This is a genomic window from Acidihalobacter aeolianus, assembly GCF_001753165.1.
In the GTDB taxonomy this organism is placed as follows: Bacteria; Pseudomonadota; Gammaproteobacteria; order DSM-5130; family Acidihalobacteraceae; genus Acidihalobacter; species Acidihalobacter aeolianus.
Map to the genome: position 1 here is coordinate 1767993 of NZ_CP017448.1, position 20217 is coordinate 1788209.

22 protein-coding genes are annotated in these 20217 nt (G+C 59.2%); 6 read left to right on the forward strand and 16 right to left on the reverse strand.

Going from position 1 to position 20217, the window contains the following annotated elements:
- Positions 1 to 20 precede the first annotated feature (20 nt).
- Positions 21 to 3161: a putative bifunctional diguanylate cyclase/phosphodiesterase gene (locus tag BJI67_RS08080; protein ID WP_083250758.1), complete on the reverse strand. Its 3141-nt coding sequence runs from the start codon at positions 3159 to 3161 to the stop codon at positions 21 to 23.
- A 169-nt stretch (positions 3162 to 3330) separates the two neighbouring features.
- Between BJI67_RS08080 and BJI67_RS17415 the strand changes: the two genes are divergently transcribed.
- Positions 3331 to 4106 (forward strand): IS5 family transposase gene (locus BJI67_RS17415; protein WP_156782006.1). Its coding sequence is split into 2 segments (ribosomal slippage): positions 3331 to 3646 and positions 3646 to 4106, totalling 777 coding nucleotides; the frame shifts between segments, so codons are not numbered across the junction.
- Positions 4107 to 4275: 169 nt separating this feature from the next.
- Here the strand turns inward: BJI67_RS17415 and BJI67_RS08100 are convergent.
- Both BJI67_RS08100 and BJI67_RS08105 read right to left on the reverse strand, forming a co-directional pair.
- Entirely contained in the window at positions 4276 to 4725 is a 450-nt protein-coding gene (locus BJI67_RS08100) for a glycine cleavage system protein H (protein WP_070072599.1), read from the reverse strand.
- Entirely contained in the window at positions 4722 to 5168 is a 447-nt protein-coding gene (locus BJI67_RS08105) for a hemerythrin domain-containing protein (RefSeq protein WP_070072600.1), read from the reverse strand. Before BJI67_RS08105 ends, BJI67_RS08100 begins: the two co-directional genes overlap by 4 nt.
- 149 nt (positions 5169 to 5317) lie before the next feature.
- On the opposite strand from BJI67_RS08105, the gene BJI67_RS08110 reads away from it, so the two are divergent.
- Entirely contained in the window at positions 5318 to 5626 is a 309-nt protein-coding gene (locus BJI67_RS08110) for a thioredoxin family protein (RefSeq protein WP_070072601.1), read from the forward strand.
- 69 nt (positions 5627 to 5695) lie between these two features.
- On the opposite strand, the gene BJI67_RS08115 is transcribed toward BJI67_RS08110, so the two are convergent.
- The 5 genes from BJI67_RS08115 to BJI67_RS08135 form a co-directional block, all read right to left on the reverse strand.
- Positions 5696 to 5953 carry a nitrogen fixation protein NifZ gene (locus BJI67_RS08115; protein WP_070074046.1) on the reverse strand — a complete coding sequence of 86 codons (258 nt, stop codon included), beginning with the start codon at positions 5951 to 5953 and terminating at the stop codon, positions 5696 to 5698.
- 44 nt (positions 5954 to 5997) lie between these two features.
- A complete protein-coding gene (locus tag BJI67_RS08120; protein ID WP_070072602.1) occupies positions 5998 to 6555 on the reverse strand; it encodes a hypothetical protein in 558 nt (185 codons plus the stop codon).
- A 733-nt stretch (positions 6556 to 7288) separates the two neighbouring features.
- The gene (locus BJI67_RS08125) at positions 7289 to 7687 is read right to left on the reverse strand and encodes a hypothetical protein (protein ID WP_070072603.1); all 399 of its coding nucleotides are present in this window, start codon (positions 7685 to 7687) and stop codon (positions 7289 to 7291) included.
- Positions 7688 to 7697: 10 nt separating this feature from the next.
- Positions 7698 to 7907: a hypothetical protein gene (locus BJI67_RS08130; protein ID WP_070072604.1), complete on the reverse strand. Its 210-nt coding sequence runs from the start codon at positions 7905 to 7907 to the stop codon at positions 7698 to 7700.
- Between the two features lie 100 nt (positions 7908 to 8007).
- Positions 8008 to 8553 carry a VC1465 family Xer recombination activation factor gene (locus tag BJI67_RS08135; protein WP_156782078.1) on the reverse strand — a complete coding sequence of 182 codons (546 nt, stop codon included), beginning with the start codon at positions 8551 to 8553 and terminating at the stop codon, positions 8008 to 8010.
- A gap of 136 nt (positions 8554 to 8689) precedes the next feature.
- Between BJI67_RS08135 and BJI67_RS08140 the strand changes: the two genes are divergently transcribed.
- Positions 8690 to 9475 carry a 2OG-Fe(II) oxygenase family protein gene (locus tag BJI67_RS08140; protein ID WP_070072606.1) on the forward strand — a complete coding sequence of 262 codons (786 nt, stop codon included), beginning with the start codon at positions 8690 to 8692 and terminating at the stop codon, positions 9473 to 9475.
- 44 nt (positions 9476 to 9519) lie between these two features.
- On the opposite strand, the gene BJI67_RS08145 is transcribed toward BJI67_RS08140, so the two are convergent.
- Together BJI67_RS08145 and BJI67_RS08150 are read right to left on the reverse strand one after the other, a co-directional pair.
- The gene (locus tag BJI67_RS08145) at positions 9520 to 10125 is read right to left on the reverse strand and encodes a hypothetical protein (protein ID WP_070072607.1); all 606 of its coding nucleotides are present in this window, start codon (positions 10123 to 10125) and stop codon (positions 9520 to 9522) included.
- 56 nt (positions 10126 to 10181) lie between these two features.
- A complete protein-coding gene (locus BJI67_RS08150) occupies positions 10182 to 10517 on the reverse strand; it encodes a YegP family protein (RefSeq protein WP_070072608.1) in 336 nt (111 codons plus the stop codon).
- A gap of 31 nt (positions 10518 to 10548) precedes the next feature.
- On the opposite strand from BJI67_RS08150, the gene BJI67_RS17800 reads away from it, so the two are divergent.
- The 3 genes from BJI67_RS17800 to BJI67_RS08165 all read left to right on the forward strand — a co-directional run bounded on the left by BJI67_RS17800 (position 10549) and on the right by BJI67_RS08165 (position 12438).
- The gene (locus BJI67_RS17800; RefSeq protein WP_197512907.1) at positions 10549 to 11142 is read left to right on the forward strand and encodes a flavodoxin domain-containing protein; all 594 of its coding nucleotides are present in this window, start codon (positions 10549 to 10551) and stop codon (positions 11140 to 11142) included.
- A 165-nt stretch (positions 11143 to 11307) separates the two neighbouring features.
- Positions 11308 to 11679, forward strand: a complete 372-nt coding sequence (locus tag BJI67_RS08160) for a DUF6156 family protein (RefSeq protein ID WP_197512910.1) — start codon at positions 11308 to 11310, stop codon at positions 11677 to 11679.
- Positions 11680 to 11802: 123 nt separating this feature from the next.
- On the forward strand, positions 11803 to 12438 hold the full coding sequence (locus BJI67_RS08165; protein ID WP_070072610.1) for a class I SAM-dependent methyltransferase: 636 nt from the start codon (positions 11803 to 11805) through the stop codon (positions 12436 to 12438).
- A gap of 23 nt (positions 12439 to 12461) precedes the next feature.
- Here BJI67_RS08165 and BJI67_RS08170 read toward each other — a convergent pair whose 3' ends face one another.
- From BJI67_RS08170 to msbA, 6 genes are all read right to left on the reverse strand, one after another.
- Positions 12462 to 15086 (reverse strand): PBP1A family penicillin-binding protein, encoded by a 2625-nt coding sequence (locus BJI67_RS08170; RefSeq protein WP_070072611.1) that lies wholly within the window; start codon positions 15084 to 15086, stop codon positions 12462 to 12464.
- A gap of 210 nt (positions 15087 to 15296) precedes the next feature.
- The gene (kdsB, locus tag BJI67_RS08175; RefSeq protein ID WP_070072612.1) at positions 15297 to 16067 is read right to left on the reverse strand and encodes a 3-deoxy-manno-octulosonate cytidylyltransferase; all 771 of its coding nucleotides are present in this window, start codon (positions 16065 to 16067) and stop codon (positions 15297 to 15299) included.
- Between the two features lie 28 nt (positions 16068 to 16095).
- Entirely contained in the window at positions 16096 to 16281 is a 186-nt protein-coding gene (locus tag BJI67_RS08180; protein ID WP_070072613.1) for a Trm112 family protein, read from the reverse strand.
- The gene (gene lpxK, locus BJI67_RS08185) at positions 16262 to 17266 is read right to left on the reverse strand and encodes a tetraacyldisaccharide 4'-kinase (protein ID WP_070072614.1); all 1005 of its coding nucleotides are present in this window, start codon (positions 17264 to 17266) and stop codon (positions 16262 to 16264) included. Before lpxK ends, BJI67_RS08180 begins: the two co-directional genes overlap by 20 nt.
- 12 nt (positions 17267 to 17278) lie before the next feature.
- Positions 17279 to 18436 (reverse strand): glycosyltransferase N-terminal domain-containing protein, encoded by a 1158-nt coding sequence (locus BJI67_RS08190; protein ID WP_070072615.1) that lies wholly within the window; start codon positions 18434 to 18436, stop codon positions 17279 to 17281.
- On the reverse strand, positions 18433 to 20217 hold the full coding sequence (msbA, locus tag BJI67_RS08195; RefSeq protein ID WP_070072616.1) for a lipid A export permease/ATP-binding protein MsbA: 1785 nt from the start codon (positions 20215 to 20217) through the stop codon (positions 18433 to 18435). The genes BJI67_RS08190 and msbA overlap by 4 nt, the downstream gene beginning before the upstream one ends.

Consider the following 20217-nt stretch of genomic DNA (forward strand, 5'->3'; position numbering starts at 1 on the left):
TTAAAAGGGCGTTTGATCGTCTAGCTGTCGGCCTGTGCTCCTTGGGCATACAGTCGTCGATCGATCTGCTCAATCACGCGATCCAAGGCCTCTCTAAAATGATCCCAGGCCTTTTCCAATCCCTCGACATCCCCGTGTGAAGAGGGATCTGACGACAATGCATTAATGATCGAACCGATCGATTCATGCAGATGATCGTGTGCTTGCTTGAGCGCAACGGTGTCATAGGGGATCGCATCGGTACTGGAAAGCCACTCCGTGATGGGGCAGGGGGCACGCCATGTCTTGACCAGGCCGTTGAGTGTGTCCGAAGACAAGGGGCTTTCTGTCATGGCCCCACGTAGTCTTGCAATGTATTGACTGTGGAAGGGTAGAGCCTGCAGCAAGGTGAGTACTTCGGGGGTCGATCGCCAGTGCGGGGTGGTGGCGAAGCGACGGTCCGGCGCGTATGCCGACAACCATGCGATCAGCTCGGATTCGGGCATCGGTTTGGCGCCCAGATACCCTTGGATCACCCGTCCGCCCAACCGCTGCCATAGACGGGCGATACGTTCCGTCTCCACCCCCTCGGCAATCACCTCGGCCCCGTGCATCTCTGCCAGGGACAAGGCGGCATAGCCGACGGATAACGCCTCGGTGTCGTGTTCGAGGTTCTGAACGAACTGCAGATCGAGTTTGATCGTATCCAGAGGCAGTTCGCGTACATATTGAAGTGAGGCATAGCCGCTCCCAAAATCATCCAGATCGACATGCACACCCAAGGCACGTACTTCACTCAGCATGCGTGCGCTTTTGTCGAGATCGGCGAGCGCTTGGGTTTCTGTCAGCTCGATCGACAGATGTTCGGCAACGACCGGATACCGCAACAGAACACTGCTCAGATCTTCGAGAAAACCCGAATGCTGCAGGTGCCTGGCGCAGATATTCACGCTCAAGCGCCCGAAGGCGAGGCCGTCAGATAGCCACCGCGTGATCGCCATCGCAGCAGCATTGAGGCAATAACAACCCAAGGAGCGCGAGAGGCCCGTATCGGCTTCGACCACAGGCATGAACGCCTTGGGCATCCACATGCCACTCACAGGATCCTGCCAGCGGATTAGGGCCTCGATCCCAATGATTTCCCCGGTTTGAAGATTGATTTGAGGTTGGAAGTAGAAAATCAAGCGATTTTCCAATAATGCAGCAGGCATGCGTTGGTGTATGAGGTATTCCTGCTTGGCAAGACTCGCCATGTCGCGGTGAAAGAGTTGCCAGCGATGTCGGCCGCTACCTTTGACGGCATACAAGGCTGCATCCGCGTGGCGTAGAAGATCGGCTGGCGTACCTCCGTCAAAGGGATACAGGGTCAACCCCAGGCTGGCATCGGTTTTCAGTGCGGCCTCGATCCCTTCAATACATATAGGCTTGCGCACGGCAGCGAGCAAACGGCTGGCAATATGATCCAGCTCTTCGGCGTCCGCGATGCCTTCCAGCAGGATGCCAAACTCATCACCACCGAGTCTCGCGACCGTATCGCCCTGGCGAACTGCTTGATTGAGTTCCGTAGCCAGATGCGTGATGACCATATCTCCGATATGGTGTCCCAAGCTGTCGTTGATCTGCTTGAAGTAGTCCAGATCGAGGATGCCGATGCCCGTCAATCGATCTGCTCGGTCAGTGCGGCCGATGGCTTGCTTGAGTGCGCGCATGAAGTAAGCACGGTTCGGCAGGCCGGTCAGCGGGTCCTGTTGGCTCAGGCGGGTGATCGCTTGTAGGTGATCGAACTGATTGACCCCGAGTGCGACGTCGCCGGCCAATTCCTCCATCAGTTGAATCAGCGGCGCGGAGAAATAATCAGCTTGCTGCGCATAGGCGGCCAACACGCCGGGGTCGCCTGCTTCCGTGGTAAAAGGCACAGCGACCAAGCTACGCAGTCCATAATGCGCCGCTCTTTGCTGCCAGAGGATGAAGCTGCCGTCGCGTTGCAAATCGGCAATCACAATCGTATTGGCATGATGCACGGCCTGGCCTACGGGCCCTTGAGCGGTGGGCGACCCTTCGGCCATATCGAGTTCCAGACCGTCGACGTAGCCCCGCGCAGTACCCGATACCGCCCGGACACGCATGTGCGTTCCCTGCTGAATCCCGATCCAGGCCAGCGGTAAATCGGCGCCTTCGACAAGTCTGGCGCATGTCATCCGGTAGAGTTTTTCCGGCTCGGGGTTATGCAGTAATGTCCGATTGATACCTCTTAGTGCCCCGTAATACCGGCGCAAAAGTGACTCTTCTCGTGCGAGCCTAGCGAACCGCCAGGCACTCATACCCAGGGCAGTAGCCAGCAGGAGCGTCAAAACAAACCCTTCGCCGGCTCCCCCATGACTTAGCCAGTCATGCCAAATGGCAGAAGTGGGTAGGCTTGTCACAACCCGGAGCGGGTAGTGCGCTACCTTAGCCCAGGCAGTGATCTGCCCAGGATGTATGGGAGCGCCATTGGCGCCATAGGTATTCGTAAACCATCGGGAGATCCAGCTGGGGTTCTCAGTCGGAGGGCTGGGATCAGTTTGGCCGGACGTATCCGGGGAGGTCTTCGCGAACGACTGGGCGCCATGACTTAAACCGGCCCAGGTAAGGGTGCAGTCCAGTCTATGCCCCGCGACTCGATCATCAGCAGCGTTAATCGTTCGTGGATGGGACACCCAAGGCAGCAAGGCAATCACATCGAGCATGGCGTCACCGCTGGCATCCCGGATGCTAATGCACGCGGGTACTACGCGATGTAGCGGGGCCGATGCCTGTGCGGGTCCAGGCATCGGGGCACCGAGCGTAAGCCGTTTGCCAGCATTGCCGGGGCAGATCGTACGCCCCACGCGCAGATAGGGGCTTTGCAATGCGGGAAGTGCGATAGGCGACGAGCCCATCAGGTGATGATTTTGCGCCTCGACAATCAGGATGGGCAGGAAGGTTTCGGGGTAGGAGGATTGAAACAAGGCGATCCGTGTATCAACCCCTGCGGCAGACGGTGTGTCATCGAGCACGACAAGATTGCCGAGGGCACGCAAGGCGAATGCCCAGTGGTCCAAGGCTGTGGATTCTTGTTTTGCGAACCGTTGCGCCCGCTGGCTGAGTTCATGCGCGATACGCTGCTGCGTACTGTGCCAGGTACTGACGCCAAAGCCGATCACCGCTAAAAGTAGTGCAGTAATACCTAGGGCACGTAATATCGTAACTACTCACCCCCCCTGCGATAAATAAATAGCAAAAAGTTACGATATTTAAAGAAACCGCCAAACTGTGCACAAAAGTACGGGAACCCTTAGGGCCCGTTCACATTAATTTTGATATAATTGCTGCATGGAAATTACCTTGCAGCAGTACAAAATCATCGAGCCCTTGTTGCCGCTTCCGCGAGGCAATATAAAAATATCCAACCTACAGGTGCTTAACGCGATCCTGTACGTGGCCGAGCATGGCTGCAAGTGGCGTGGCTTACCGGTCCGTTTCGGTCGCTGGCACAGCATCTATATGCGCGCCAATCGCTGGGCCAAACAGGGCGTGCTGGATCGAGTCTTCCTGGCGCTGCAGGAAAACGACGTGATTAATATCCAAGTCGATCATGTCTCGCTCGATTCCACAGCCGTCAAGGTTCATCCAGACGGAACCGGTGCTTTAAAAAAAACGGTCCTCAATCTATCGGCAAATCCCGCGCCGGATGGACAACCAAGATTCATCTGGTCGCCGCCGGAGCCAATCGAGCCGTAGCCTTTCGACTTTCCCCGGGACAGGCCGGAGATGCACCAGAAGGCAGAAAACTGCTCAAAAGCCTGGAGCACTGCGGCTGGGAAGGCACCTCGGTCATCATGGACCGCGCCTATGAGGGTGACGAGACGCGCCAGCTCGCGCTGGATCTGGGTATGACCCCAGTGGTGCCGCCCAAGCGCAATCGGCTCACGCCTTGGGAATACGATCTTGAACTTTACAAGAAGCGCAATGAAGTCGAGCGACTATTCCGAAGACTCAAAGGATTTCGGCGCATCTTCTCACGCTTCGATAAGCTCGATGTCGTCTTCACCTTCTTCATCCACTTCGCTCTCATCGTCGATACACTTATTAGTGTGAACAGGCCCTAGGAACTCCTCGGTATTGGGATTGAAGGTGCGCCGGCGCCGTGCGCTGCATGCAATTCGCCGACACAAACTCTGTCACAACCAGGAGGAGATTTCTTACAGAAAATTCGGATGCCTGTTCGAATCGACGCGCAATCGGGCGGATTCGCTCGCTGGAAAGGCCTGCTTCGGTTCAGTCCGAGCAGCGCAGGCACTGGATATCGTAACGCTCGATCCACGCTCTGAGCGCGGCCATCGCCTCGGGTCCAGTGTGCAGGCCGGTCAACGCCGCCTCGATGCCGTCCTGTGGCTGCAACCGAGCGACCCAAGCGTCCCGGTAGGGGTCGATATTGAGCAGATGGCCATCATCGACCACAGCCTCGTTCCGCTCGATGACCTGAGCAGCGAAGGGGATGGGAACGCCGCCCGCCCATTTGCCGCTTTCCAGAGTAGCCACGTGACGTCCGGGCTGGATCAAGGTTCCCGGCTTCTTGATGCGCGCGCGGAGGATTCGCCCGGCAAAGGTCTGCGCGGGATCGGTGATTCCCACCGTCGCCGTGCCATCGGCCTCGGCACGCAGCCAGACATAATCGAGATCGTAATAGAGCTCTTCGGGAAGCTCGCAGCCACGGTACGTAGTCATACGGCGCCCTCCAGCTCACTCGCGGCGCGCTCTCCGACAGCCTGCAACCGAGACTCTGGCTCGAAAAGAGGGAACACGTCGCGTTCCTCGGTGGCATGGTGATCGGCAACGATACGCAGCAACGTTTGCAGAGTGTCCTGCACGTCTTGGTGATCGTGCGCAGCAACCGCATCCGCCAGTTCATCGAAGAAGACCGGAAGTTCCTGGTGACGTTTGCGCAGGAAGGCGAGGGTGCGTCGACCTTCGTCGTCGGCCACCGTCTCGAACGCGGGGTAAACGATGCGTTCCTCGACGTCGATGTGGTGGACCAGATGCGCCTTTTGTCGCGCCACGATTTCAGCCGCCTTGTCCCAATGACCACCCCCGGCGAGTTCTTCCAGACCCTCGAGACGCGCCTCCATCTCGCGATGCTCACCCAAAAACGCCTGATCGAAGTGATTCATCGTACTCACCTCATGGTTGCCTGAGATGCATACAGATGACTGCGATCGGCGCGGGATTGCCTTGACCCACATCAAGGCGTCTTGGCCGCTTCCTGTCGGAGAATCACCCGTGTCCGGTCCGTTTGATCGCATCAACGCGGGGGAATGGCATGAAAGTCCAACTACTGGTTTCGCAATGGTGTCCGAGCTGCCCCCAGGCAGAACGCGTGTGGGGGCAATTGGCTGAAGAGCGACATGACTTCGAATACGAGGTGCTCGATGTGGGCGTGAGGCCCGGGCGCGACATCGTTTCCAATCTGATGATACGCAGCATCCCAGCCACCGTGATCGATGGGAAACTGTATGCCGTAGGCGTGCCGAGCAAGACAGAGGCCCAAGAGTTCATCACCCAGGCCAGCGGAGCGGTTACTCGCCAGCATGACACCCAGCCATTACATGTACATGCGCCAACTGCCTGATTACTTGAACTACTTAGGCAGACACGGGCGTTATCCAATCGGGAAACACCCGTAAAAACGGGAACAGCTTCAGGCGATGGGATGCGGGCTGATCTCGTCCGCAAAGCACGCCACGGGTGGGCCGGCGTCACCACTCTCGGTGCTAAAACTGACCAGATAAAGCTCGGTATCCGGCTCCAGTTCCACATGCCCCGTGTTGATCAGCATGCCCATGGTACCGGGTAGCGCGAACACCTGATTCGGCTCGCACCCCGGCACGGAACCGTCGTTGACGATGGTCGTGGTTGCATAGACGGCATCGCCGTTTTGAAGTTCGCTGAGCTGCATGATCGTCACCCTCCGACTGACTGCTGTCGTCGACAAAGGGCGCCTTAGACGGCGCCCCAAGCCTCGCGCTTCACATCGGTTACGGCCTCGAGCAACTCATCCAGGCTCCTTACCGAACCCTTCGCCTGATAGCTCTTCATCTCCTGGTAAAGCGTCTTGATCTTGTCTCCCGGGGACTGGCCCTTGAAATCGCTTTTTTCCAGAGCCAGCTCGTCAATGGCCTCGTTCCAGCACACGCCTTGAACCAGAGGAATGATGGCCGCCTTGGTATTGCCGATTTCGTAAATCGCCCGATCCTTGGCATTCACCACAAACAGCATCATGCATAGGTCGCTGGCAAAATCCTTTTCAAATCGATCCAACAACCGCGGCATCATGTCAATTCGATCAAGGCTACCCACCAACAGATGAAGTTTGTCGTCGGCCAGGAGTATCGCACCGCGCAGAATCTCCTGAGGGGGGTTAGGGTGACCTTTGTCATCCAGCCCTCCGTCGACGATGACCAGATCGCCTCGGTATGCACTCAACCCAGGAGTTGATGTCTCTTCCAGAAAATTGGAATTGAAGAGCAGATTGTCGTTTTTGTAGTCGTTCAGAACCACGAGCCATCTCCATTGATCACATGACGTCCAATGGATACGGGCAATCTTTGTGCCGGTCGACAGTCTCCGAGGATTCATACAAAGAAACAAACAGTTAGTAAAATCAGCCCCCGTAACAGGGGACCCAAGGTTGGTAGCATTTGCCACAAACACGACAATCCTTCTTGGAAAGGAAGCAGAACACGGGACCAGGCAGGATCAAATACGTCCGGATGTTATTTAACATAATATCCATTATGCGAACCTCCACAGAGACCGCTGTGAAGGTGCCTGCCCAAAGCCCCGTGTCTTGTAACACGGGGCTTTAGTCCGACGGATCGGAATCCTGACGGTCTTTTGGCTACCTTCGGCATCCTGACTGCACCCTTCCAATCTAGGGCTTTTGGGTGCAATTCCGGCTGCATTGTTTTCGGACAGCATTGTCAGTTTGTCTTCGTGGTTGGTCATCGCGGTAGAAATTCGGACAGATTGACCGAGTGTAATTGACAGCTTGTCGCTTTGCCTCAATGTCACCCTGATGCGGGCTGATTCGGTCGGATTTATGTTGGCTGGGCCTTGCGTGCGGCGACAGGCGCAAGCGCTAGCGCGCCTGCCGCCGCCTCTCGTACGCCCACCATCCTTGTATTCCTCAAACGCCATGGGTTGATTCATTTCGCTTATCCTTTCGGTTTTCTGGTTTTAATCGTGCCGATTGATCGCGGCGAGATTTTCTCGCCGTGAGCGATTGGCGTTTTTAGGTCTTGTTTTCCTCCATGCTGGGTGGTGGGTCGAACTCGATGTACGGGAACAGTTCGTCAGGCCCACATTCCGGGCATCCGGCTTCCCACACTTCGTACCTGCCCTCGGCCTCGATGTTGATCCACCATCCACCGGTGCAGCCGTAACCGTGCCAGCTGATCGCTTCGATCAGTCCGCGTTTGCCTACTGGCCAGTAGTCGCTGATCTGTTTGCTGCATCCTTTCTCGTCCAATTCGTCGCAACACAGCAGTTGGCCCCAGTGCGTTTTCTCGATCGTTTGCTTGAGCGTGAAGCGTTTGCCGACGTAGACCTTGAGTTCCTCGAAGCTCCGGTTGAAGCCTTTCGGGATCAGTTCGCTGGGCGGTGTTAGCGTGTTGCTGATGGCTTGTTCCATGGGGTTGTCCTCAGTGCGTGCCTTCGGCCGCGGCTTGGATCACACCTGCGGCCGTTAGGATTTTCAGGTGGTTTGCCCAAGTGCTTTCGTTGCGGAAGAACTGGTGTGCCTCTTCGAGGCCCATGAGTTGGATCAGCAGATAGCACTTGTAGCTGGCTCGGCCTTGCTGCTGGCTCGGCGCGTTGTTCAGGATCTGAGTACGGATCTGTGCTTCGTTCATGGCGCACCTCACAGTCCGTAGTGGCTATGCAGGAACCAGAGCACGACCGTGGCGCACATCACCACGGTATCTCCGCCTGTGTGCACCATCGTGAGCGCGCTCATGCGGTCACCATCGCTTGCTGGTGCTGGACCCGCTGCACGCCGGCGATGAGCTTGCGCAGTCCCTCCTCGACCTGCTCGCGTTCTTCGCTCTCCGGGATTTTTAGGTTGTCGCTGTAGATGAGTGCCAGCATCAGTCCGACCAGGTCGAGCTTGCCGATGAGTTTCAGGTGATCTGCCACGCGTTCGTCCACGCCGAGTAGCAGGTCTGAGGGTTTGAAGTGATGACTGCCGGTTTTTCCGCGACTGAGCTGTTGCAGGATCGTTAGGGAACGGATTTCACCTGGTGAGAAGCTGTCTTGCTCGGGCGACCACAATTTGCCGTCCTTAAATCCCCAGCCTTCCCAGTTTTGCGCGTAGGGAATGCCGTCTGTGACCGTCCTGAACCATTTCCACGCGGCCGGCGGCATTTTTCCGGTTCCGCTTTCCCAGCGCCTCCAGGTGCGTGCTGAGACGTCGACAATTTTGGCGGCCTTTTCGACGGTCAGCCTCCCTACTCCAAACCGCTGCCGTCTAATTTCGTTCGCATTTGGTGATTTATCCATTATGCGAACCATCGGATTCGCAGGGGTCAGGGCTTGCCGCCGCTAAGCGGCTGATATTGAAGCCCGCTAATCTACCATCATGGCTAGCGGTGTGTTCAGATTGACTCTCCCCCGCCGATTCAAGCTAAATTGAAGCATGACTCAGACAATTACCGATCTTGTTGATTTTTCGCTCTACCCGCTCGATGACGAGTCATTTGCCAATGACTGTGCTGAGCGGCTTACCGCCAACGGGGTGCTCACACTTCCAGGTTTTCTGCGCAGCAGTGTTGTTGGAACTCTGGCGGCGGAAGCTGAGGCGCAGAAGCACGAGGCCTATTACACCTCGAATACGCATAATGTTTATCTGACAGACCTGCGTCCTGAACTAGGCACCGATCACATCTACAACCGGCAGGTCCAATCGTCAAAGGGCTGCATTACGACAGATCAAGTGTCTGATCTTTCGGGATTGAAGACCATTTATTTTTCGGACGAATTCCGTCGATGCGTTGCGGGTATCGTTGGTAAGGCAGCACTGTACGAGTATGCAGATCCGCTGTCCTCCATCAATGTCCATTACGCCAGCGACGGCCAGGAACTTGGCTGGCACTTCGACAATTCGGAATTCGCAATCACCCTGCTTCTACAGTCACCGGAAAGCGGTGGACAGTTTGAATATGTCAGGGATTTGCGGGATGCGGATCATGGCGAGTTGAATTTCGGTGGCGTTGCCAAGGTACTCGACCATGAAACCGGGGTCGAGCAACTCGATATCACGCCGGGTACGCTGGTCCTGTTCCGCGGTCGCAATTCCATGCATCGGGTGACCCCCGTCATTGGCGGGAAGACACGTATTCTGGTGGTGCTTGCCTATAATTCCGAGCCCGAGATCGCGCTCTCGGAGCCGGCACGGATGACCTTTTTCGGCCGCCTTGGCTGATCCCTGGGAATGCGCCTCAACGCACGCCGCACCCGTAGGATTGATTAACTGATGACCTTCTCCTTAAAGCGCACGTTCTGCTGCCCTATCAAGGTCAATTGGACGCCTAAATCACTGAAGGCGGCACGGTAAATCTTGTAGGCGTCTTCGGGGTCCTTCTGTTTGAGTTCGGCAATCTCGCTCAGCAGACGCGGCAGTTTCTTGTAGACGGTGTCGATGCACATGGCCAGCCAATAATCATTGGTGATCCATTTATCGGTCAGTTCCGCCAATCGCGTGAAGGTCCGCTTCAGCAACGGGAATCCTGTTTTAGCCTCGCGCATGCACACTAGATGGACATAGTCCTCATAGGCATCGTCGGCATACGCCCGTGCCTTGCTGATCTCCAGCAGATAACGCTCGCTGTACCATGACACCAGGGCATCGAAGCGCGCATTGAAGTCGTCCTCGGTATCCAGGTCTACGAAAGGCTGCAGATTGGCGGTGACCACCTCGTACGTCTGCGTCATCTTGCCCATCATGGTGTTGAACAGTTCGCTGAACTTCCCGGGGCCGATCTCGGCGTTGATGATTCCCGTGATGGTGGCGAACTCCGTGACAGTGATCCCAATGCTGGCCAGTTCCTTCTCGAGAACGAATTCGATTCCCATCGCTACGACTCTTTGAGGTTATAAGGATCACGCAAGTCCGCGTGTCACTGCAGCCATCAGGCGGCCAGATCCACGATTTCGGCGACGCAGGCATTGTCCTTGACCGTGTGCAGCGCATTGTCGAAGTGCATGGTGTTGCTGTAGAGCACGCTCTTGACGAGGATTTGCCCGGTGCCGTCCTTGATCACGAAGAAGAACTCTCCGGCCGGCACCTTGCCTGCCGCGATCTGTTCGGACACGAGTGAGCCTACGCGCACATCCTTGATGGCCTGCTCAGCTTCACCCTTGTCGGCATATTCGCTGCTCATCAGGATCAGGTCGCCCTCGCCGTTGACGAAATGGAAGTAGTACTGTTGCTCGTCGTTTTTCCTGAGCTCGAAGGTGGCTGGCATACGATTCTCCCCGTGTGAGACGGTCCGTGTAATGAATGAGGTATCTAAGCCGCAGGCGCTTGCTTGCCGGTTCCCAACGCTGCAAACGGCATACCAGCCGCGCAAAGCCCGTATATCGCTTTTCCAGGGCATCCGCGGCGAATCTTTTGTCGTATCCGCGACATTCGCGAACGCCGGCTTGTGGCAATTCGTACCCTTTGTGCGCGTAGACGCGGGCGCATGCGGCGAGATGCCATGGAGGACATTGATCTGCCTCGCCGAACCGGCCATCGCTATCCCATGGCAGAAATTCTGCATTCATGGACGCGTTCGTAGGCAATTACGGGTGGCGGAAGTGGCAAAGATTCAAATCTTGGTCGGCAGCGTCAACGGCATGGCCCTGCAGTCGGCCATGGCTGTGGCGCATGTACTCAATCGTCAGGGGCATGAAGTACGTGTAAACGAGGAACCCAGGTACGCTGATTTGCTGCAGGACGGCGAAGAGGTGCTATTGGTTTGCTGTTCGACCACCGGCGACGGCGAACTGCCGCGCAATATCTACCCGCTGTTTCTGGCACTGGACGACGGTGCCATCGAACTGCATGGCCGTTATTACGGCGTGATCGCGCTCGGTGACAGTGGATAGTGGATATCGCCAATTCGCCCAAGCGGGCTTCATGCTGGAAAGCGCACTCTATATGGCCGGTGCCAAGCGCCTGGGTGATGTTTGCACACTGGATGCAAGGAAAACTCCCAACCACCCGCTGGCAGCAGCGCAATGGGCCAATGCGTGGGTGGAAGGCATACCCGCATGAGCGAATCGCATGACCCCGCTCGCCCTTGCCCGTACCCCCTTGCCTGTATCATGGAGCTTGATCGATGGAAGATCAGATCGGCGGTTCATCACTTCACGTCATATACCGGTGTGACGCTACCGTTGAAATTGGTCAACCCGCTCGACGACTCGGCGTTGGATAACCGCAATACCTATTTTCGCGGGTATTTCGACGGCGACGACCGGCTGATCCTGTGCCAGAAGGTGGTTTATGGCGAGGTGGAACTGGAACATCGCTATGAATATCACCCCAACGGGCAGCTTCAACGCGCAGGAATCAAGATATTCGACGAAGACAGCGAATCGGTCATGTTGTTCGATGAGGACGGAACCCGGATTGACAGTTGAACGCGTCCGCGAAAGGCCTGCGAGGCATCGTGATGGGTTGGTAGGCTGGCATCATGCGCCCCACCCTACGTAAAATCTCCATCGCCTCACCTGCCCCGCTTTGCCAAGGGCGAACACCTCCACATGCTCGATTACTACGCTAGGCGCGCCGCCGAGTACGAACGGATCTACGACAAACCGGAGCGTCAGCGCGATCTGAGGTTGCTGAGGAACGTATTGTCCACGACCTTCGCGGGCGAACACCTGCTGGAAGTCGCCTGCGGCACCGGCTACTGGAGCGCCGTCACGGCACAATCGGCGGCCAGTATCCTGGTTACCGACGCCAACAGCGAGGTACTCGATCTCGCTCGCCGTAAGGACTATGCCCCCTGCACCGTCGAGTTCCGGCAAGACGACGCGTATGCACTTGAGAGCGTTACCGGCGCGTATACGGCGGGATTTCACGGTTTCTGGTGGTCACACATTCCCCAGAGCAGGAAGAAGGCATTTCTGCAGACCTTTCATGCCAGGCTCGCCCCTGGAGCCAGGGTCGTCATGCTGGACAATGCCTTCGTCACAGGCAGCAACACGCCGATCTCAAGGCGCGACGAGGAAGGCAACACGTATCAAATCAGGCGACTCGAAGACGGTTCCGAGTACGAAGTCCTGAAGAATTTCCCGACGGACGAAGAACTGCGCAGTGATCTCTTTCCCCATGCAAGCGGAATCGAGATCACAAGGCACGAGTATTACTGGATGGCGCAGTACCGCCTGGCCTGATTCCTGTCGTCCGGATCAACCGCTCAGAAGAGCGGCCCACTATTGCTGCCGTTTTGCGTCGCGTTGCTGCCAAGCGGCCCATTGCCTGAAGCTGACGGGTTCTGCAGCGGCGCGTTGCCGAATTGCTGCAGGAAATTCCCGCTGCCGTTGCCCGGCGGCATGGGGGTTTGGGACGCACCCGGCAGCGACGTGGCAGACGCACCCAGCATCGGGAATGCCGGCATGCTGGCCGGTGGCAGGAACCCGGACAAGAAGTCGAACACCTCACCGCCATTCGACTCGAGGGTGCCGGTCTTCGGGTTCACGCTGGCCTGGGTGACGTCTTCGGGCTGGAAGAACGGGTAATCGCCTTCGCCCGCCAGAGCCGCTTTCATGTAATGAATCCAGATCGGCAGCGCCTCGCGCGCGCCCGCGGCCCAATGCCCCATGGGTTGATTGTTATCGAAACCGACCCAGGTAGCGGCGATATAGTGGCGACCATAGCCAACGAACCAGGCATTCTTCTCATCGTTCGTGGTCCCCGTCTTGCCGGCAAGGTGATGACCCAGCGGCCGGGCAGCAACACCGGTGCCGTCACGGATCACCCGCTGCAGCATCCGCGTCATGAGGTAGGCAACCCCGGGCGTGATGGCCGGCTTATCGGGCGGCTGAGCCACACAAAGTGCGCAATTCTTGAGCGGCAGATCGTCGCCGTTCGCATTGACCACCTTGGTGATTAGGTAGGGCTTGACCAGGAATCCCCCGTTGGAGAAAACGGCGTAGGCCCGCGCCATCTGCAGAGGGGTCACGTCGGCCGCACCCAGCACCAGCGACGGCACCGGGGGCAGCTGCGAGGACTTGAAACCGAACTGTTTGGCGTAGTTGATCGCATACGGGATACCCACGTGCATGAGGATGCGTACGCTGGGGACGTTGATCGAATCTGCGAGATCCTTCCACAGGGGAATGGGCGTCTTGGAAAAGGTTTTCTCGTAATTGATCGGCTTATAGTAGGTGCCGTTCGGCAGCTTGACCTTGAGCGGCGTATCTTCCACCAGCGAGACCGGTGTCAAATAATCCGAGCGGCCATGCGCAAGCAGCTCTGGACCGTCGAGCGCAGCGGCGTAGACGAACGGCTTGAATGAGGATCCCGGCTGGCGGTAGGCATATAGCGCGCGGTTGAAATGGCTGAGCGCATAGCTGAATCCGCCCACGACCGAAACGATCGCGCCGGTGGAATTGTCCATGCCGACGAGGGCGCCCTGCACGTCCGGTATCTGCGTAAGCTGCCATCCGGCCTCGCCGGGGGCAGGTGTCTTCCATACCGCCGTACGCCAGTATTCGCCATTTTGGGGCCAGCCAGGATCTACGTAATGACGTAACCAGACAAGGTCGCCTCGCTTGAGCAGTTTGGCGATATCCACCGGCTTCGTTGGCGTCCCGCCGCCGGACGGCTCGTTGATCCAGGCGACGCCCCGTTCACCCAGGATGATGGTTTCCTGACCTTCCAGGGAGATACGAGCCTTCCGCTTGGAAGCGGACAACACCACGCCCCAATGCAGGTTGGCCGGGTCCTGCGGCGGCAGAACGGCGGGGCGAACCCCATTGAGCGCCTGGGTGATCTGCGTCTCGCTGAGCTGCGCGATCGGTCCCCGGTAATGTTTCGGATCCAGGCTATCCAGACCCATCGAGTAGTTTTCCAGCCCGATGGCCACGGCCTTGTTCGCCACCGCCTGCAGCCTCGGAACGATGGTGGTATAGACCTGTAGCCCAGTGCGATAGGTCATGTCAGCGCCGTATTGCGAGACCAGCCACTTTTCGATCCATTGCGTGGCATAGCGTGCGAGATTGCGCCCCTGGTTGTGGTATTGCGCACTCAACGGCGACGCCTCCGCCTCGCTCGCCTGTCGCGGCGAAATATAGCCGTGCGCGAGCATTCGTCCGAGAACATAGTTGCGGCGCGTCCGCGCGGCCTTGGGATTGGCCAGGGGATTGAAATATTCAGGGGCCGCAGGCAGCCCGGCCAGCATGGCCATCTGCGGCAGTGACAGTTCGTCGACCGGCTTGCCGTAGTAGATCTGAGCAGCCGCGCCTACGCCGTATGCGCCATTGCCGAGATAGATCTTGTTCAGATAAAGATCGAGGATCTCGCGGTGCGAGAAGTGGCGCGCAAGCTTGTAGGCCAGCAGGATTTCCCGCACCTTGCGCGTAATCGTCTTTTCAGGCGACAGGTAGAAGTTGCGCGCCACTTGTTCGGGGATGGTGCTCGCTCCCTGCACCGGCGCGAAATGGATCAGGTCGATCCAGGCTGCGCGCAGTATCCCGGGAAAGCTCACCGGATAGTAAAGCGGGTTATGGCTCCAGAAATGACCGTTTTCGGCAGAAACGAAGGCGTTACGCAGTTGATCGGGTATTTGCTGGGACTGCAGTGTGTCGCGCAGACGCGGGCCGTCGACCGACAGCAACTGGCCGTTGGCGGCATAGATGCGCAACGGTGTCGCTGGCTTCCAGTGTTTGAGTTCCGCCACCGATGGCAGCGTGTGCCAGAGGTAGGTGAGCCAGCCGCCAATGCCCAGAGACCCGAAAACGACCAGCAACAGGACTACTTGGCCCGTGATCCGCCAGAACCTGCCTGGTTCGCGCGGATCGCGGCGTTGATCACGTCTCATGCCTCCCTGCCTTCCCACCTTGGTGCTTCACTCTTTGCGTGCAGTCATTGGACACGATAATCGCCTCGTGGTTCAGTCGTCGGACCGCTCGACCCGCTCGAGCCCAACGCGACACCGAAATTCTGGCGCTCGATTAACCCCTAAAATAATCAAGTGATTGAAGTATATACCTTAGAAACTGGACGAGTATGCGCCGAGCGCGTCTGGTACTTATGAGGGAGGAGCTGTTTGTCGCTCGGCCAGCAACGCGGCGACTAGATGGAGATCCTCGGGGGTGTCCACGCCATGCCCCGGAACCGCCACGGCCTCGGCCACGTGGATTCGGGCGCCGTGCCAAAGCACGCGCAGTTGTTCGAGCTTTTCGATGCTTTCCAGTTCGCACGCGGGCAGCTCGACATAGCGACGCAGGAATCCCGCGCGGTAGGCATACAGGCCGATATGGCGCCAGCCGATGGGCGTTTCGCGCGACTCGGCGCCTATGACGTCCCGTTCCCAGGGTATGGGGGCCCTGCTGAAGTACAGCGCATAGCCGGCTGCATCACGCACGACCTTGACCGTGTGCGGATCATTGAGCTGTGACGCGGAGTGTATCGGTGCACACAGGGTGGCCACGCTGGCGTCAGCGAAGTTCAGCAGATCCTCCGCAACCTGACTGATGATCGACGGCGGAGTCAGGGGTTCGTCGCCCTGCAGGTTGACCACTACATCGTAGTCACCCCAGCCGTGCATGGTTGCCACCTCCGCCAACCGCTCGCTGCCCGAGCGATGATCCGACGAGGTCATCACCGCGACCGCACCAAAATCAGCGCAGGCCTGGGCAATCCTGGAATCGTCCGTCGCAACCAACACCTCGTCCGCACCCGCAGCCAGTGCGCAATCGTGCACGTGCGCCAACAGCGGCCGTCCCGCCAACGGCAACAGGGGTTTCCCCGGCAGCCGGGTTGACGCATAACGCGCGGGAATGACAATACGGAAACCCATTCAGGCGACTCCAGTTTGCAGTGCCGGACTAGAGCGACTCGACCTCTTCCTGGGTCAGGGTGCGCGCTTCTTCCTCAAGCATCACGGGGATACCGTCGCGGATCGGATAGGCAAGTCGTGCCGACCTGGAAATCAGTTCGTTCTTTTTCTTGTCATAGATCAGCGGCCCCTTGGTGACCGGGCACACGAGAATATCAAGCAGTTTCTTGTCCATTGAGCACACTCCTCAGACGCTCACCGAAGGCGCCTATCCAATTTCGCTCGGGCATGGCCTCGATCGGTACATACCAGATGTCGGGCGATGCAAACGCCGTGCATTTTACGGCATCCTTCTCCGTCATGAGCACGACATGGCCATCGCCAAAGGCGATATCGCTCGGGGCAACCGGGTGGTGGTCTGGCAAGGAATGTCGGATTACTCTTAGCCCAACCCGTTCCAACGCAACGAAAAACCGCTCGGGATTGCCGATGCCGGCAACGGCGTGCACCGGCTTTCCCGCGAAAGCCGTCAGCGGGCGCAGTTCATCCAGGGAGCCGATTCGCCTGGCCTCGCCCATGACGATATTCACGCTGAACTCTCCCGGCGCGGGGCTTCCCTCTGTGATGAGCACGAAATCCACTTCGTCGAGTCGGTCGGCCGGTTCGCGCAGCGGCCCCGACGGCAGGCAACGCCCGTTGCCCAGACGCCTGCGACCGTCGAGCATGGCAATTTCGATGTCACGCCACAGCCGGTAGTGCTGCAACCCATCGTCGCTGACGACGATGTCGCAGCCATGCCCCTCTATCAGCATCTCGACGGCGGCCGGACGACGACGGCAGATCGCCACGGGCACACGGGTACGCCGGGCAATCAACAGCGGCTCATCGCCGACCGCAACCGCATTGTCGTCGGCAGACACCAAATGCGGCATTTCGCCACCTGTACTGGCGCGATAGCCCCGGCTGACCACACCCGGCTTCCAGCCCTGAGCACGCAGCCAATCGACCAACCAGATGACCATGGGCGTCTTTCCCGTCCCGCCGACCATGATATTGCCTACCACCACGACGGGTACAGGCCAGCGTGCAGGCGGCTCATCCAGATAGCGACGCCTACGCCGGCGGGCAGTCTGTTCGCACAGGACGGAGAGTGGGCGAAGTGCCCGAGCAAGCGGGCCATCCGTGTACCACTGAGCTTGAAGTATGTTACCTAGTCCCATGTTTATATATATTTACCAATCGAATACACGGGTGAGAAAATCATCGATAGCACCCTGTACCCGTCTGCGCTCCTCCCAGAAAAAACGTCGGCCGGCGTCACCGCGTCGGCGCGCATTCAGGGGATCTTCTTGCAGGGTGGCCCAGTCTCGCCAAACGGCGTCGCTGGATTCGGCCGAGGTGAGCGGTAACCGAGGGCACAATGCGCGGGTCGCTTCGCCCGCGAGCAACGCACAGCCACCTGCCAATGCCTGCCACAGGGTCGAGCGTTCATGCGTATCGAGGTAGCCGCCGGCGGCGGCGCTGGCAACGGCCGCGTACCAGCGTGGATCGTCGACCACGACCACCTGCCCGGCAGGCAACGGTGCACGGTCCCAGGCACTGATGTTCAGCGCTTCGCGGGCAATGCCATGCTCGACCCGACCGGATACGAAGAACACACCGGCCTGCGTGAGCGCAGAGTGGCGCCAGTACGCGATCGCATCGGCGATCGTGGCGCCGGCATCGTCGTGCCACCACCAGAGATTCAACCCATCGCGCCCGGCACCTGCGAGGCTGCGCAAAGTGGTATCGACCTGCGCCTCGGCGAACAAGGCCAGAGGATCGGCCGCATCGGCCAATGCCGCGGCCCTGCCGCCCGTACGCCAAGCCTCGGCCTGCGCGGCATCACGCGGATACGCCGCTTCCAGCGCAACTGGCGCAGGGGCGGTATTGAAGGCGATCACATGGGTGCCGGCGGCCTGCGCCGCCTGGAGCAGATTGGCGTGCGGCACCGTATCGACCAGGATCAGCCCCAGAGGATTCAGGCGCGACATCACGCGACGGACCGCGACAGGACGATCGCTCGGTCCGTAGCCCAGGCCGATCTTGCGCAAGCCCTTCACGCGCGGCTCGATGATGTCGGCATAGTCGTGTTCGAAGGTCAGCGCGATGCGTATGTCGAGCCGGCGCTCGCGTAGCGCACCCAGCAGTTCGCAGGCGAGGCGCACCGAGTCGCGGCTGCGTCCGGCCTTGATCCAGACCACCTTTCCCTCGCCCTGCGGCGGCCGCAGGTAACCCTTGCGTGCCAGCGCGGAGGCGCGCAGTCCGTTGCGCCGGTCGCGCCAGTTGGCACGCCAGACCGGCCACCAGGCGGCACCATAGTCCCCTGGCGCTCGCGCCGAACCGCTCAACCGCCCTCCTCGGCCGGCACCTGCGGCGCGGCTTCCTCGCGGAACTGCATGCGGTGCAGGCGCGCGTATATCCCGTCCAGCGCGATGAGTTCGCGATGGGCGCCGATCTCGACGATCTCACCCCGCTGCATCACCACGATGCGGTCCGCGTTCTCGATCGTGGACAGACGGTGTGCGATGACGAGGGTGGTCCGTCCCTTCACCAGTTCGTCCAGGGCCGCCTGGATGTGACGCTCGGATTCCGTATCCAGGGCCGAGGTGGCCTCGTCCAGAATCAGGATCGGCGCGTCCTTGAGCAGAGCGCGTGCGATGGCCAGCCGCTGACGCTGGCCGCCGGAGAGCAGCACACCGTTCTCGCCGACCAGCGTGTCCAGCCCCTGGGGCAACTGTTCGATGAATTCCCAGGCATGCGCGGCACGCGCCGCCCCGATGATGCGCTCGCGCGGGGCGCCACCCTGGGCGCCGTAGGCGATGTTTGCGGCGATGGTGTCGTTGAACAGGATGACCTGCTGGCCGACATAGGTCATCTGCGCGCGGAGGTTGTCGAGCAGCAGTTCGCCGACCGGTATCCCGTCGAGCAGAATCTGGCCGCGCTCGAGTTCGTAGAAGCGCGGCAGCAGATTGACCAGGGTGCTCTTGCCACTGCCCGATCGGCCGACCAGGGCCACGGTCTCGCCCGGTGCGATGTTCAGGTCGATATGCCGCAGCACGTCGCCCTTGTCCTTGTCGTAGGCGAAGCACACGTCGCGATATTCGATGTGCCCGCGGGCGCGCTCGATCATCTGACGTCCGGTATCGCGCTCGGGCGCGGCATCCAGCAGCGCGAAGATGGTCTCGCCCGCGGCGATCCCCTTCTGCAGCGTGGGATTGATCTGCGCCAGGCGACGCAGGGGCTCCATCAGCATGAGTACGGCGGTGACGAAGGACACGAAGCTGCCGACGTTCATCGACTCAAACAGGGTGCCCGAAGTCGCGAGGTAGACGATGAAGGCGATACCGATCGCGGCGATGAACTCCATGACCGGGAGGCTTGCCGCCTGAGCGGCCGTGGAACGCAGCTGGAGCCAGCGGCTACGCTGATTGACCTCGGCGAAACGGCGCGTCTCATAATCGACGCCGCCGAACAGCTTGATCACCCGCTGACCCTCGATCATCTCCTCGGAAACGTGGGTCACCTCGCCGACGACGTCCTGAATGCCGTGGCTCAAGCGCCTGAAGACCTTGGATACGGATTTGACGATAAGGGCAATGATCGGGATCAGGACCAGGAACACCAGACTGAGCTTCCAGCTCAGGTAGACCACCCAGATCATCAGCCCCAGCGCGGTAATGGTGTCGCGCACCAGAATGGTGAAGCTGCTCGTCGAGGCCCCCGCCACCTGCTCCACGTTGTAGGTCAGCTTGGCGAGCAGTTCGCCGGACGATGCATTGTCGAAAAACACCACCGGCATATGCAGCAGGCGGTCAAACATGCGCCCGCGCAGATCCATGACGACGCGCGTCCCGACGAAGGCCATGAAATAGGCCGCGATGTAACTGGCCACGCCGCGTACGAAATACAGCCCGACCAGCGCCAATGGAATCCACGTGATGGTATGCATATCCCGCTCGACGAAGCCGCCGTTGAGCAACGGTTTCATCAGCGCCGCCATGGCGGGTTGCGTAGCGGCAGTCAGGGTCATGCCGACGACCGCCAGCAACAAATGGGGCCAATGCTGCAGGGATTCGTGTAACAGGCGTCGGTAGACCTGGGCGCCTGTAGCCGCCGATGCGCTAGCCAT

What these genes read in the sequence shown, in the direction of transcription:
- BJI67_RS08160 (WP_197512910.1), top strand. Translation starts at nt 11,308, where the DNA reads ATGAGCGAATCGCATGACCCCGCTCGCCCTTGCCCGTACCCCCTTGCC.
- kdsB (WP_070072612.1), bottom strand. Translation starts at nt 16,067, where the DNA reads ATGGGTTTCCGTATTGTCATTCCCGCGCGTTATGCGTCAACCCGGCTG.
- BJI67_RS08105 (WP_070072600.1), bottom strand. Translation starts at nt 5,168, where the DNA reads ATGAATCACTTCGATCAGGCGTTTTTGGGTGAGCATCGCGAGATGGAG.
- BJI67_RS08140 (WP_070072606.1), top strand. Translation starts at nt 8,690, where the DNA reads ATGACTCAGACAATTACCGATCTTGTTGATTTTTCGCTCTACCCGCTC.
- BJI67_RS08135 (WP_156782078.1), bottom strand. Translation starts at nt 8,553, where the DNA reads ATGGATAAATCACCAAATGCGAACGAAATTAGACGGCAGCGGTTTGGA.
- BJI67_RS08145 (WP_070072607.1), bottom strand. Translation starts at nt 10,125, where the DNA reads ATGGGAATCGAATTCGTTCTCGAGAAGGAACTGGCCAGCATTGGGATC.
- lpxK (WP_070072614.1), bottom strand. Translation starts at nt 17,266, where the DNA reads ATGGGACTAGGTAACATACTTCAAGCTCAGTGGTACACGGATGGCCCG.
- BJI67_RS08110 (WP_070072601.1), top strand. Translation starts at nt 5,318, where the DNA reads ATGAAAGTCCAACTACTGGTTTCGCAATGGTGTCCGAGCTGCCCCCAG.
- BJI67_RS08100 (WP_070072599.1), bottom strand. Translation starts at nt 4,725, where the DNA reads ATGACTACGTACCGTGGCTGCGAGCTTCCCGAAGAGCTCTATTACGAT.
- BJI67_RS08115 (WP_070074046.1), bottom strand. Translation starts at nt 5,953, where the DNA reads ATGCAGCTCAGCGAACTTCAAAACGGCGATGCCGTCTATGCAACCACG.
- BJI67_RS08130 (WP_070072604.1), bottom strand. Translation starts at nt 7,907, where the DNA reads ATGAACGAAGCACAGATCCGTACTCAGATCCTGAACAACGCGCCGAGC.
- BJI67_RS08165 (WP_070072610.1), top strand. Translation starts at nt 11,803, where the DNA reads ATGCTCGATTACTACGCTAGGCGCGCCGCCGAGTACGAACGGATCTAC.
- BJI67_RS08150 (WP_070072608.1), bottom strand. Translation starts at nt 10,517, where the DNA reads ATGCCAGCCACCTTCGAGCTCAGGAAAAACGACGAGCAACAGTACTAC.
- BJI67_RS08180 (WP_070072613.1), bottom strand. Translation starts at nt 16,281, where the DNA reads ATGGACAAGAAACTGCTTGATATTCTCGTGTGCCCGGTCACCAAGGGG.
- BJI67_RS17800 (WP_197512907.1), top strand. Translation starts at nt 10,549, where the DNA reads ATGAATGAGGTATCTAAGCCGCAGGCGCTTGCTTGCCGGTTCCCAACG.
- BJI67_RS08170 (WP_070072611.1), bottom strand. Translation starts at nt 15,086, where the DNA reads ATGAGACGTGATCAACGCCGCGATCCGCGCGAACCAGGCAGGTTCTGG.
- msbA (WP_070072616.1), bottom strand. Translation starts at nt 20,217, where the DNA reads ATGGCTAGCGCATCGGCGGCTACAGGCGCCCAGGTCTACCGACGCCTG.
- BJI67_RS08125 (WP_070072603.1), bottom strand. Translation starts at nt 7,687, where the DNA reads ATGGAACAAGCCATCAGCAACACGCTAACACCGCCCAGCGAACTGATC.